General features: G+C 39.5%; 9 protein-coding genes and 1 pseudogene. 1 reads left to right on the top strand and 9 read right to left on the bottom strand.

What is annotated here, in order from left to right:
- The 9 genes and pseudogenes from KHN79_RS01145 to KHN79_RS01105 form a co-directional block, all read right to left on the bottom strand.
- Entirely contained in the window at positions 1-882 is an 882-nt protein-coding gene (locus KHN79_RS01145; protein WP_182009777.1) for a glycosyltransferase family A protein, read from the bottom strand.
- A 64-nt stretch (positions 883-946) separates the two neighbouring features.
- Complete coding sequence (locus tag KHN79_RS01140) at positions 947-2,143, bottom strand: glycosyltransferase (RefSeq protein WP_182009778.1); 1,197 nt, start codon at positions 2,141-2,143, stop codon at positions 947-949.
- 161 nt (positions 2,144-2,304) lie between these two features.
- Entirely contained in the window at positions 2,305-3,357 is a 1,053-nt protein-coding gene (locus tag KHN79_RS01135) for a polysaccharide pyruvyl transferase family protein (RefSeq protein WP_182009779.1), read from the bottom strand.
- Between the two features lie 217 nt (positions 3,358-3,574).
- Positions 3,575-4,639: an NAD-dependent epimerase/dehydratase family protein gene (locus KHN79_RS01130; protein WP_182009780.1), complete on the bottom strand. Its 1,065-nt coding sequence runs from the start codon at positions 4,637-4,639 to the stop codon at positions 3,575-3,577.
- Complete coding sequence (locus tag KHN79_RS01125) at positions 4,639-6,165, bottom strand: oligosaccharide flippase family protein (RefSeq protein WP_211907259.1); 1,527 nt, start codon at positions 6,163-6,165, stop codon at positions 4,639-4,641. The genes KHN79_RS01130 and KHN79_RS01125 overlap by 1 nt, the downstream gene beginning before the upstream one ends.
- Before the next feature lie 176 nt (positions 6,166-6,341).
- Positions 6,342-8,087, bottom strand: coding sequence for a thiamine pyrophosphate-binding protein (locus KHN79_RS01120; protein WP_182009781.1), 1,746 nt, complete (start codon positions 8,085-8,087; stop codon positions 6,342-6,344).
- A 621-nt stretch (positions 8,088-8,708) separates the two neighbouring features.
- Positions 8,709-9,675, bottom strand: a pseudogene (locus KHN79_RS01115) (Wzz/FepE/Etk N-terminal domain-containing protein).
- Positions 9,676-9,804: 129 nt separating this feature from the next.
- Positions 9,805-12,576, bottom strand: a complete 2,772-nt coding sequence (locus KHN79_RS01110) for an SLBB domain-containing protein (protein WP_182009783.1) — start codon at positions 12,574-12,576, stop codon at positions 9,805-9,807.
- Positions 12,577-12,657: 81 nt separating this feature from the next.
- The gene (locus KHN79_RS01105) at positions 12,658-13,176 is read right to left on the bottom strand and encodes an outer membrane beta-barrel protein (RefSeq protein ID WP_182009784.1); all 519 of its coding nucleotides are present in this window, start codon (positions 13,174-13,176) and stop codon (positions 12,658-12,660) included.
- Between the two features lie 815 nt (positions 13,177-13,991).
- Between KHN79_RS01105 and KHN79_RS01100 the strand changes: the two genes are divergently transcribed.
- Positions 13,992-14,219: a hypothetical protein gene (locus KHN79_RS01100; RefSeq protein WP_182009785.1), complete on the top strand. Its 228-nt coding sequence runs from the start codon at positions 13,992-13,994 to the stop codon at positions 14,217-14,219.
- Positions 14,220-14,263: the final 44 nt, after the last annotated feature.

The following is a 14,263-nucleotide window of genomic DNA, read 5'->3' as shown; positions in this document are numbered from 1 at the left end:
CTACTTCTTAAGCATTCCATAAACAATTCCAACTGCACTAACTAGTCTTAAAAACCAACCCAATAGAGTAATCGATAATTTGTCGAAGATTGACAAATCCACCTTTCTTCTCCTTGCTGTATTAAAAAGCTGAAAGGGGTTCGGTGGAATAAAAAACAATAGAACGCGTTTCACAAAGTTTGGTATAACAGTTCCATCTCTTTTCCAAATTTTGTACCACCCAGAAGATACACGGAATTGCTTCTTAATCAATCCCTGTGTGTTTCGTGACTCTTTACTAACTATCCAGTTAGGCAAGAACACAAGTTGAAAACCTAGCGATGTAGATTTCGATGTCCATAAAACATCCCCACCGCTTCGGATTTTTTCTTCGAATAAACCAACTGTCTCAATCGATTTTGAACTCACAGCTAGACAAGCTGTTTTTGCAACACCGGACTGTTTGACAGTTTTTTGGTTATCGATATTAATGATAGAGTCATAAATGTCTCCAGCACTAGTCTTGCACTTGCTGTAAAATTGAACATTAGCAGCATAGATTCTATCCTCTTGGAAGTTTTTTAATTCATCGAACCAATCTAGAGCCGGGATACAAGTTGAATCAAGAAAGATATACCAACCTGAATTAATTAACTCCACGCCACGATTTCGAGCAGAGTAAGGGCTACATAAATGTTCATTTTCATCGATTAACTTTAATTCAAACGAATAGCTTTTAGATGGAGAAAACATAAGCCCACCATTATTTACACATATAACGTTGAGCTTGATGAATTCTGAATTATTACTATTCAAATATGCTTTATCTATAGCGCTTAGCACGCTATCTAGTTCATCATTATAATATGGAATTACAATCGAAAACTCTAATATTTTAGACATCAAAACATCTTCCTATAGCACGTAGAAACCTACATGAATACATTTTATCGTTGTCTGTACCATATCAGGAAAACAACCTTATTAATGCTTTTGCTTCCATGTCGTTATTGAATTGGGTTTCAATTTTTTCTCTAGCGCATGCAGTAGTTTTATTAATTTCGGAATAATTGTAACTGCTGACAGTGTAAATTGCCTTAGATAACGCCTCTACATCTCCCTCGTTAACAAGGAATCCACTCACTCCGTCATCAATAAGCTCCGGAATACCCGAATGGTAAGTGGAAATAACAGGAATACCAACGGCCATAGCTTCCATCAACGCTACAGGAACTCCCTCCATATCGCCATCATCAGCAACTTTACTTGGCAATATATATGCATTCGATTGAGACAGTAGTTGCCTTACCGACTTGTTTGGCAAGGAGCCATGAAATTTTACTATACTAGATAAACCCAGTGTTCTAACTAACTCTTGGGCTTCACCTTCTAGCTCACCAGATCCGATGATATCTAAATGAATATTAAAATCTTTAGGCAATAATGCGATAGCATTAATAGTATCGAGCACCCCTTTTTTCTTCGTCAATCTACCAACCTGAATAAGCTTAAATACTTCGCTTTGTGAACTTGTAGTTTGATAGACGAAATCATCTAAATCGATCCCCATACGAGAAACATACACTTTATGACTCGGACACCCCATTTTGATCAACTTTTCTTTCCAAAGCTTTGAAACAGGCAGGAGCATATCGCACGAATCAAAACAAGCTCGGTAAGCATCTAAATTCTCTGTTAGAACTTTATCTCTTGATATTTCATAACCATGGAAAATGACTGCTACTTTCCCCTCTACAACACCACAACTTTTTAGTTTGGAAATATAGTAGCCAAAATTACCAAAATGAACCAAAATGACATCGTAACTTAGTTTAATCCCTTTAGATAAAGCAAAGAGAATAGATAGTTTTTGAGAAAAAGCTAATTTATCATCTTTTGAAATAGAGAGAGCTACTTTACCCTTACCTTTCATTGCTATTAAAAGAAAAGATAAAAAGTAAAAAACAACCCTTATTAATTTATTGTTAAAACTTGGGCTAAAATCAATAACCTCGAGATCTGCTTTAACTATAGAAGGAAAATCAGATTTTTTATCTGTTAAAATCGTCACATCACAACAGTTATCGACAAGAGCATTAATTTGCTTATCTACGAATGTTTGAGATAGTTTTGGATAACCACTTGAATAAACCCCTAACCTCATACGAAACCTTAACCAATATAATCTAAGAGCTATACTTAAATAACAAACCAATTAAATATAAACTATAATCAGCAGGAATTTAAAAAACCCACTTTAAAACGGAAGAATAACTATATAAGTTGAATGTTTAAAGTTGCCATTCAACTTATAAGGGTAAAATATTAGTCTATATATTCAGCCACTTTATCAAAATAAGCTTTATGCCAGTCTACTGTAGAGAAGTCTGAACTAGTTAAAACATTTTCAAATGCAACAGGTACATCTTCAATGCTATCTGCAAATTTTACGAAATTAACAGAATCGAACCAGTCAAATGCTGATGTAAGTTTATGATCTACAGTAGGTAAAACTACCGTCGGCTTCTTACAAAGCACTGAGAAAATCAAACCATGAAAACGATCAGTAACTATAGCATCATATTCTGAAAACATATTAAGCGTTTCATCAAGTTTACTCTTACGATCTTCGTTTCGAATGTGTTGGCTAATTGTTGTATCGAACACATCATAAGGACGTTGTATAGAGCTTAATAGACTTTGTGTCTCTGTATCATTAAGTGCAGATTCACTGTCCTCTCTCAAACAGAAGAGTACCTTGCCATTCGTCTTACGGCCTAGATTTAGATGGTCGGTATTGTAAGAAAGTACAAAGTCAGGAGCTTCGTCTGTCTTACACTTATCGAAGTACTTATTGGCAAGTGCAAAGCTTTGATGATCTCGTGCAATAATCGTGAGATCCTTGTGAGCGTTATAGATACCTTTAGATATGGAGAGTTCACGCTGACCAGATTCTGTATCGTGGAAATTAATGGTTTGCGGGAGGCTAACAATTTTATTTTTTGGAAAGTTTTTTATCATGCAACGACGAGAGCGCTCAGACCACATACCACGATCTCCCATATTACCACCACTATGAAGAACAATTACATCGTCATCGTTAATTAGTGGCTTAACATACTGGTAACAGTTTAGAACTTCATCTTTATTTAGCTCGATAACTTGCTTGTTTGGAAAGTTCTTTTCAATCCAATCATAAATAGCTACGACTTGAGCCTGATCTCCAAGGTTGCTCAGCTTTGGTGGAGGTGTAATTGCGTAAATGATTCGGCCTTCTGTATGAGTATCGCTAAAGCGTTTTTTAATTTCTCCCACTTTAAGCGACCAAATTGCTTTTCGCTTAATCTTTCCTAAAGCACTTCTCATTTTACGTTTCACTGTTTAATCTCTCGGTGTTAAATTTATGTTTACAATTTAGGGGAAGTTAGACTATTGATAAGCATGCGATTTCTATAAAAACTCTACGCCAACTATCTAATTTATTACTAGTTACTATCTATATTCAGCCAAAAAGTATGTCTTTATGTGTATTTGAACTTGACCCATTCGACAAACTAAAGGCTGATTACCTTACGTACGTGTTTAGATCATAAACTCAAAGTAATTTAATAATTCTTCGATAAATGTAACCAACTTTTGTGCGAACGCTAGGCATTTCGCCAAGATTCGCAAACGATCCAACCTGCTTATCTCTAACGGCCTCAGCCTTCCAATTTATAGATTTAAATGTTGGTTCTTGAATAAAATCACGCAAACATTTATCCAAGCCTTTTTCGGGAGTTAAAAACTCATTACAACTCAAAAATTCATTAATTTTGCTATTATCAAATTCCCTATTATATAGTCGGTCATACTCCAACTGCCTTATATTCACATGATGCTTGCTAAACTCATTAAGTTGTTGAAAGTATACCTTAGGCTCTGTTCCTAAATATTCACTAAGCACACCAATGTATATCTCAAATACCTTGCTCCATTTAATGCTGTAAGGTGAGGTAATATGGAACGCTTCTCCTAAGGCTTTTGGTTGGTTAATAATTGCGGCAATACCTTTCGCGACATCAAGGCCGTAAGTCAAAGTAGTTAATTTGTCATTAACGTCAGATGATAGAGCGATTGGCCTTCCATGAATAGCTCTATATAACCAAGACTCCTTCTCTAACGCCCCTAGTTGTAGCCTCTGTTCGCTGTAAGTGATGTAAGGCCTTATGATAGTCCAATTTGAAAACGAAGAACCAAAAAGCACATTCTCTTGACGTGCTTTGGACAGTGCGTACTCATCAGACAAAAGGTACTCATTATCTTGTACTACATCTAAAAGTCTAGGAGATTGTTCTGTAATTATATTATCTTTATCAGCATAAACTCTTGAAGAACTGATATAAACATATTGCTTAGTAGACGCTAGTAAACTATCACATCTCTCTTCGAACTCTGCGGTTGAGTAGAGCATAAAGTCGACAATTGTATCCCACCTCTCCTGCAGTAGTTGAGCAAGAAATCTCGACTCCTTAGCATTACCTGTAACAAACCTAAGGTTGCTACTATTGGTGTTATGGTGTCGGCGGGATGTTACTGTCACATTAAAACCTCTACCAACCAATAATGAAGACAGGTGCTTGCCCATCGCACCAGTTCCCCCCAAGATCAGAACTTTCACTAATTCCTACCTTTACTCTGAAGTTTTCTTTGCAGTTGTTGCCTAACTTTCTGTCGCCACATCTTATCTAAACCTAAGAAATACATTGATATAACTGTAATAGTCACGCTAATAGTTCCACTCATAAAATTGAACAGAATTCCATCCGGAAAGTTAAATGAAATTAAACAACTTAAAAATCCTGAAATGAATACTACTATAAGCATGGGAACACACACTTTATTTATAAACAAACTTTGTCTAATGTTTATCATATCTGAAACTAAATTTAATCTAACAAAAAACATTAGTAAGTTTACTAATATCGCCACCATGAACACCGTTTCTGCAGGAAAATCTTTATTTAGAAGCAAATAGGAAAATATAAAAATAGAAGCTTGAAGACAACCTAAATAAACCTCATAGCGCTTAATTTTTCCTGTTGCTCTAGCCACTGTAGTCAATGGTAAGCTAATAGAAAGAATCAGTGATTCAATAAGAGCTAGTTTGGTAAACAGGACTGCATGTTCCGGGACTTCAGCTAGCCAAAAACTTAACACACCTTCCATTTCTAATAACAATGGAAGAACCAAGATCCACATTAAAAAGAACGTGAGCTTAGATCCATTCAGTAGAAGTGGAATCAAAACATCCCTATTGTCACTAGAATAGCTCTTGACTATACCTGGGTACATACCTGTATTAAAGTTACTCGAAAAGATATTTACTTTAGATGATATTGTGATCGCAATAGCTCTTGCAGCGACCACACTAGGATTAAAGAATTGATTCAATAATATTGTAATTGCTTGCACACGGGTGATGGTCGTTATTTGGCCAAACAAAGTCCAACCAGTGAAAGAGCACATATCTTTAAATAGGCTGTAGCTCCAATAGTAATTTTTAAACTGACACTCCAAGTATTTTTTCTTACATATCGAAAAATACACTATGAATATAGACATAGATATAGCTAACTGCATGCCTCCATACAGTTCTAACTTGTCACCATTCATATATACTAATAAAGTTACTAATACCAATCTCAATATTGCTTCTATTACTGAAATTATCGCAAAGTAGTGCATATCTTCATGTGCTATTATCAGAGCTAAAAATGGCGCTGATAATATTGTGAAAATGAATGATATAACCGAGTATCGGTAGAGCACTAAAGTTGCTTCAAAACGTGCTTCAGGTATGTTAATTTTATTTTCAATAACCCAAAGTCCTGGCCCCATTAGAATTAGTGTAACTAAAGCAACTATGACACAGTAGATAGTAATATTTACAGAAAAAGTAGAATTGAGTAATGAATCATCTTCTTTTCCCAGAGCAAAGGAGAAGAACCTTTGAGTTACAGAGGTCATACTATTACTTAAAAAGGAGCATAGCGCGACAAAACCAGCTACGAGGCTGTAAATACCAAAGTCTTCAATCCCTAAAGCGTCAAGAATAACACGTACAGTATAAAATCCGACCAACAACAACAGCACTTGTCTAACATAAAGCATCATTGTGTTTTTAAAAATTTTCTTTGCAACCATCGCCAGTGTTCAAATAATATTATAAATAAGCAAAGTAAATACTTTCGCCACATAAGTTTGCAAATTAATATAGTGAGCAGGTGCAAACTATCCACCTACTCACTATTTCATAGTCGACCTAAGAGCTAGCTATAGTTCGATTAGATCAAATGAACATATTCTAGCTAATACAAAATCTATCTTCCTATAGCTTTCTTGACAATGTTTACGCCTGTTTTGCCGATAATTTTCTTCGCGCCAGACTTCAATGAAACTTTACCATCCTTACCAATAGTATTAAGAAGTCGAATCGATTCACTTTCATCTTTACTGTCGGTAAAAATCTCTAGGATCATTGGTTTATCATTTAGTCCTTCGCCAATGAAACGAGTATGGACCTTCATGAACTCTTCTTTGTTTTCTGCACTTAAATATTCAAAGCCAAGGCTCTCGGAGAAATTCTTAACTGTACTTCTCGACTTGTTACCAAAATGCTCAGCTGCAGCGATAAATTCATCGGCATCATCACCAAAGTATGCAGAAGCAGAGTTATATCTTCTGAACTCCGTTCCCTTACCGTTGTTAATTACTAAGATTCGAACATTTTTCCCTAGATGACGGTTTCCTATAACATTCATATCATAGAAAAAAGCCAAGTCACCCAAGATACAATAGTATGTTGAATCTTTATTATTTAAAGATGCACCTACTAGTGATGAAATACATCCATCAGTACCAAAGCCACCTACATTTGAGGCAGTTCGAACACCTTCTGGTACTTCGAAATAGTTCCAAGAGCGGAGGCTGCTCAAAATACCTAGGTGGACAACTGAATTCGCAGGAATTTTAGATGATAATACTGATGCAGCCCAAGCATTGGAAAAAGGCAGTTCTGGAATGTTACTTCTCAACTCATTAAGCTTTTGAGTACATTCTGTAAAGTAACACTCTTTCGCTTTGTTTTCTTTACCGCTACTATTATAAATATTGAAAAAATCCGACTCATTCATTTCAAAAACATATCGCAATTTTTTAAACGTATCTCGAATTTCTCCGTCTTCATTGACTCTCCAAACTTGGTGGCCAGAAAGGCCTAAAGTTGGGTAGTCTCCACTAATCTCTCCAATATGGATCAAGATGTCCGGCTTGAACACAGACTTATCCATCATCTCTTGGGCTGCTAGCAAAGAAGAAAGAACGCGGTATTTTCCGTTATAACCGCTTGTATGATCACAGAAAACAGCGGCGTTGTTCCTTTCACAAAATCTATCAAGTGCTTCAACCTCTGATGGATTCCACTTTTTATGAGAGCCTACAAAAACAGCGACTTTTCCTGCCAGATCAGGCAACTTATCTTGCTTAAGGATGCGTTTAATAACTCGATAGTTTGGTATTGTCTTCGAGTCAAAAGGCAACACGTATTTTGTTGGCAAGTTGATGTGAACAGGGCCGCCACCTTTACGAGTCAATTCCAAAAGAGCTTTGTTAACTTTAATTTCACAATCCCATAAATCATCACTATCTTTTACGATCGGAAGTGATACGCTTAAGTTTACAATGTCATTTTGTATTGAACTTCTATCTGTTACTTGCGCAACATGGTGCCCTACTTCAGCTATATCTCGTGTTGAAGTCAGAGCCAGTATAGGTAATTTACGGTAGTATGCTTCTGTTAAACCAGGTATGTAATTACGAGCTGCGGTAGCCCCCGTACAACTAATAACAACGGGTTCACGACTTTCTTCAGCTAAACCACACGCCATGTACGCAGCCGAACGCTCATCGACTGATGAATATATTTCAAAATATGGATCTTTTTGAATACTACCTACAAAGGCAATATTAGTTCCACCTGGAGATGTAATAACCTTTTTTATACCGTGTGCTTTTAACAGAGAAATAACAATCTGCGTGTTAATTTCTTTTGTATGTAAACTACTCATTTATCTTTGTCCTAATTTGAGCGAATTCTTTTCGCTTTCTTTCTGTTTTTCGGGAGTAGGTCGCTATATTTTACGCTAGTCACATGAGCATACCCATATCTCAGTACCTCGAGCATATACCGCTAGCAACTCATCCTAAGCATACTTAATGCGCTGCTGAGTATACCTCCCTTAAATCAAAAAACTGGTGTGGGTTTTTAAAAGGCTCCCTAGTGAGCATTAACTCACTCAATTTCCTTAATTAAAAACACTGTATCAAAACTTCTTCACGGCATTTCTTCGGGGAATATAAATCAGTAGACATTTTTGTTCTGGAGCGTACTTTTTTATCTGACCGATGATGACCATCATCCTGACGCTTTACAAATGTAACTACTCATAATCTAACACATAAAAATAACAGCTCGCCCATCTCTAATGCACAAAGTATGTTCTTATTACCAAAGTCAATACTTTTGGCTTATGTAACCAATCAAGCCAAGAAACTATTAAAAAAAACAACGAGATAAACCAGGAGATATTATATTCCTATTTTACGCGGGTAACCCTTCGTATCTATCGTGACTAAAATTATGCAATTCGACTAGAAACCAGAAATTGTCTTAATCCTACATATGTTTGTTATCTACGAAATGCAAAACGTCCCAAAACAATCGCGGTACCAAGCATACCACCAAGTAGTGCACCTAAAACGCAGATCAGTGCTCTCTTAGGTCCTTCTTTAAGCTCTGGCACTATAGCGGGATCGACAATTTTAAATACAAACTCCTCTTGAACTTCAGCCAACATTAAGCTTTTAGTTTGCTCTTCAATCAGCTTATAAAAAGTGCTTTGCATATCTGCAACCGCAGTTTTTTGTAATTGAGTGTTTAGGTACTCTAGATTTTGCGACGTTTCAGCTATGATGCGTTCGCGCATTACTTTGTTGATGTCTTCAATTAACCAGTCCACCCACTGTTTGGCGACATAGGGGGAAAGGTGCTGAACCGATACGGTGTATAATCCACTGTCTTTATCTTGGCTGATACTCAGAGTATTTTTGCTGAATACTTCGAATGCTTCTTGTGCGGTTGGGGTTACGCCTCGTAAACCTTTCGCTTCTCTAAGCCAGTCTCCTGTAGTAGGGTTATAGAGCTCTTCATTAAGGATTAGCTTGTTACTGGCTAAATCCCAGTCTTTCACGGCCAATAGAGGCACCAATAGATCGTGTTTATTAATAAAAGCTTCTACAAACTGGCGCGATTTCATCACTTGGACCGCCAAACTAGTTTGCGAAGACTCCCCCCCCACCCAAATTGACACCAGCCAACGCCGCTAAGCCGCCTAGCTGTCCCGCCATTTTGGATAGACCACCACCGTTAGAACTTTCTGCTGGTGCTAATAATGCGTCTGCTTTGTATGTGTCCGGTAAACTCAGAGTATAAACTACCGAGGCCACTGCAAATAAAAAAGTCGTCGCTATGATGATCCATTTATCCCTCCAAAAGGCTTTGAAGAGTTCTCGCAAGTCTATTTCATCATTCGCAATGACTGGAGTGTGCGGGGGATATGATAAATAACTTGATCGAAGTTCTTTTTGTGGTTCCATGAGGTAAAAGGTCCTAGGGCCCTAGATTCTAGCTCCTGATAATAACCAGGAACTAGGCATAGGATCTGTAAAATTAATTATTGACTACAATATCTCAATCCTAGGAGTCCCCCCTAGGATCTAAGCTCTCTACTTCAATGCGTTGATCGCGACACCGGTTTGGTACAATATTTGGGTTGCTGCAGTCCAGGTGCTTAGAGCATCTCGGTAATCAGTATCGATTGGCACGACAATCGTGTCACCAGCTTGGAGTTCTTTCTTGTTGTTCCCAAACCAGTAACCGGATGTTGGTTTGTACACCGAGCCATCGGCACGGATAACGAATACACGGTCTTCGTCCGCTTGTTTTTTAGCACCGCCAGCTTTATCTAGGTAGTCGGAAACGTCTAGTTTATTATCTAATAGATAAGTGATTGGGACCTGAACTTCACCCATGATCGATACGGTATTTCGGAAGGTCGGCACAAACAGGAAGTCGCCATCTTCTAACATAAAGTCAGCTGAGCGCTCATCTTTAATAATACGATTTAGCTGAACAACCATACGGCCTAACGCTTTACTGCGACTAGCCTCTTCAACAAACTGAAGCGTTTTGTCTGGGTCAGAAATGATCGAGCTTAAGTTAGTATCAGCGCGGAAGGTCTTCTTCGCGGTTTCTGCTCTCATATCCGCAGCGTATTGATTTAACAACTTCTGCTCCTGAAGACGCAGCGCTTCGCGAGTGAAGATCGCACCTTGCGGATGTGCATACTCAGTCAATCCACCAGCTCGCTCCAGTAACTCCCCAAGCGTCTCACCTTGGCGCACGGTATAAGTACCAGGGAAGCGGACTTCACCTTGCAGAGTAACGGTGCTTTGTAATTTCACACTTGGCTTTTCAAGAATGTTTAAGCGGTCTCGGCCAGCGATGACAGCGTCAACGGCTGTATTACCCTGAATCGCTTTGCGCAGGTCAATACGATCTACATCGATGTAGGCACGCTCATCCACACTATTAATTACTGTACGGGCAAGCTCTGCGTTAATGGTAAACGCGTTGTATGTGAGTCCACCTGCTGCTTCAAGCAAGGTAGACACTGTCATGCCAGGAGTAATTGGGTAACGGCCTGGGTGCTTAACTTCACCAAAAACTTCCGCGATTTGTGGTGCTAAACCTAGTTTGGACTGTTGCTGTAGCTGTAAAAGAACAGGAGCCAGCAAAGTTCGGCGAGTATTTTGCTTTAACTTATCCAAGTCTTCCTGGGTGATCTCTTTGCCCCGGAAAATAATTTTAGGTTGAGGTATTTGAGAGACATTCATAGCTTGGTTTGCAGCACTTGCGGAGTTAACACCGCTTCCCGCATTAGCCATGTTGTCCATATTCCCAACACTGCTAACAGTGTTGTTCATTGGCGCTGTTGACACGGCGACAGAAGAGCTCATCACTTGTTGCTCTTTGCGCTGATCTCGTTCTGCTTGTTGCTGTGCCTCTTCGAGCGTTTTCGCTTTAGTGACCATTTCTTCTTCTGCAAGCGTATCCAGATCTTCATGATTAAAACGGTTAAAGACCAGAACACGGTCGCGAGATTGAAGTTGTAGGTTATCTTTACTGGTTGGTGCAAGAATTGCCTTAGCAAGGTTCACCTGGTAGGTTTCGATGTCGCGTTGCGAGTTAATCTCTCGCACGACAACAGCATAGTTAACGTCTGCCGTTGAGTTAAAAGCGGTGTCTACTGAATGAAACAAGTCAGCAATGCGTAATCCACTCTTCCATTGAACAAAACCAGGATGACGTACATCACCTTCTATTTGAACGTAGCGGGTCAACTCTTCACTTTTCTTTAATACATTAACCGCATCGCCATTTTTGATAGGAACTTGCATATCGTTCGATTGGGTAAAGTCCAGAGTCAATGCTTCACGTGTACCTTTTGCGCCGTAACGCTTAACTTCAACCTTCTCACCATACGCATTTGCAGAAAAGCCACCCGCCATGAGTATTGCGTGTCTGTAAGTTTCACCCGGCTTAATTTCATAAATTGCAGGGCGGTTTACTTCCCCATCAATAGCAACGGTCTGTTTAACTGCCCCAATGAAGACCACATCGCCTGGTAATAAGCGCACGTCATTGCGAGCATCACCTTTTAATAGCAGCTCATACATATCAAGCTTACGAATTACCTGACCATTACGTTTTAACTGAATGTCACGCAGAGCGCCACTATCGCCAAAACCACCACTGTAATAAATAGCCTGAGAAATCGTAGTTAACGCACTGACTGTGTAAGCGCCTGGTTTGTAGGCATCACCCATTACAAATACTTGCATGGTGCGCATTTCGCCAAGAGAAATGTCACTGCGTACACCAATCATCTGTTCCTTTACGCGCTGGTTAAGCGAATCACGGACTTCAGAGAAGCTCATGCCTGCTACTTGAACCGGACCTAACGAAGGAAAATTGATAATACCAGCACGGTTAACGCGAAGGCGGTGAGTCGTGTTCTCTTTACCAAACAGTTGAATAACGATTTCATCACCTGCGCCTACAGTATAATCAGCCGGAACGGGAACATCACTGATAGGAGCAAATGTACTTGGAGAGCCTGCAAAAAGTTCTAAACCAAAACGTTTTAGCTCTTCATCTTTGCTTTGCAGCGTTTGCTGGCCAAGTTGTCCCTTTTGTAAAGGTTCATCTTTTGACGCACGAGGGTCAATTACCTGAGGGTTTTGGTAACTCGTTGACTGAGAAGATGAAGAAGATGGGAGGGAAATGCCATACTTACTTGCTAACGCTTGTTGCTGAGCGGCAGGTAAGCTCTGAAACATTTGGACCTGTTCTGGAGTTGGGGTTTGCGCCAACGTGTAAGGCGTAAACATACCTGCCAATACACAAACCGCAATGGAGAAATATCCTTTAAGCATGATCATTCGCTATAAATTATTATGATGTGGAAAACCTAAGCATGAATCCTGCGCGATAGGCCTTTATTTAAAAACGGACAGCTAAAAACGGTGCTGAAAGCCGAGAGAGATTGAATTTAAACGCACTTTGTCTTCGGCTACGTTATCAACAAATTCAAATACTACGGCACTTCGCTTATCAAGCGCATAATGTGCGCCCATACCAAAACTAAAACCCTGTTCTTTATCGGAACCGACCTTTTGTTGATCAATCAGCACGCTTGAGTAGCCAGCTAAACCATAAAGAGCCACTCGCTCAGAAACAGGAATATTAAACTTAGCAAAGCCACTTGCGACATTATCAACCGACAGTCCGTTATCGCGCTGAACAGAGGTTCCGTACCGCGCTTCTAAAGCAAGGTAGTCATTGAAGAAGTAGCCAGCTTGCGCCTGAAGAAGAAAAGGGCTTCCCTCGGCTATTGAAGATGAAGAGGAGTGGTGATATTCGGCGTTAGAGTAACTCAATAACGCACCAGCATAAAAATCTGCTGAGGCAGAAAACGAGTACAAAGCCAAGCTGATTGCACTCAACGCCCCTAGCCACGGTCGTTTATTAATCACGTAATTGTTTTCCCTAAGTATCGACCTGACACTGCATACAAATATCAATCGTAATAGACAATTGGTATAAACGAGCAATAAGGCCTGTAAAATCTCTCACGCATTCCACGCTACCGCCCTGCGGCATATACGCGTTAGCCACTGTTCGCTTAGCGCCGAATTACTTTTTTTATTCGGCTTATTAATATAAATATTTTTATTTAAGTGCGTTGTCTGGAAGGCAAAACCAAAAAACTATCGTTTTGCACACTCTACAAAGCGGGCAAATTATGCATGTATTGAAGGAAAACGGCAAGGGGACAAGGGTGCCGACAATGTGAGAATTGGATGAATGTTAGGCTCTAAGGTTGTTTGAGATTAAGGAATACGGATTACGGATTACGGATTACGGATTACGGATTACGGATTACGGATTACGGATTACGGAAAAGAATAGGCCCTAGGTTCCTAGATCCTAGGGCCTAGAACGCTGAAATTGCAGTGAATAACGCAAGGCTTGAGAGTACGATTTTGGAATACGGAATACCGAACCCTCATCAAACGCCTCCGTATTCCCTAAGCGAAGCGCTCTGTACTCCAAAACAACAAATACAAACCTGCCATTTGACACAATAAATTCAACGCGCACAACTAGGATCTAGGCCCTTTCTTTTCCCTAGGCCCTTCTCCGCATTCCCCTAAGGACTTTGTATTCCTAATAAAAAGAATACGAAACAGTTTACACGCTGATCATTTTTTATCTAAAATACGCATTGGGACACTTAGTTTTGTCACCAGACATCGATGTTTTTATAACGTATATACAAGGATTAATAATGAAAAACACAGCTCTAGCTATTCTTATGGCCCTAAGCGCGTCAACGGCATTCGCAGCAGAAGAAGCTGGTTCAGCTGGTGCAGCATCAGGCTCAGCAGTAGGTTCAACTGCAGTGGCAGTAGGCGCAGCGGCAGCAGCAACAGTAGTAGCAGTAGCAGCGACAGACAGCGACTCGAGCACTACAACAACTTCTGCTTCTGCTTCTGCTTCTGCTTCTGTGGAATAATATCGCAGTAATCTTTAAGTAGATTCGTAGATAATTAATCGCCC

It is taken from the genome of Vibrio sp. B1FLJ16 (assembly GCF_905175385.1).
In the GTDB taxonomy this organism is placed as follows: domain Bacteria; phylum Pseudomonadota; class Gammaproteobacteria; order Enterobacterales; family Vibrionaceae; genus Vibrio.
The sequence above is the reverse complement of the archived record's forward strand: the minus strand, read 5'-3'. Positions and strand labels throughout refer to the sequence as shown.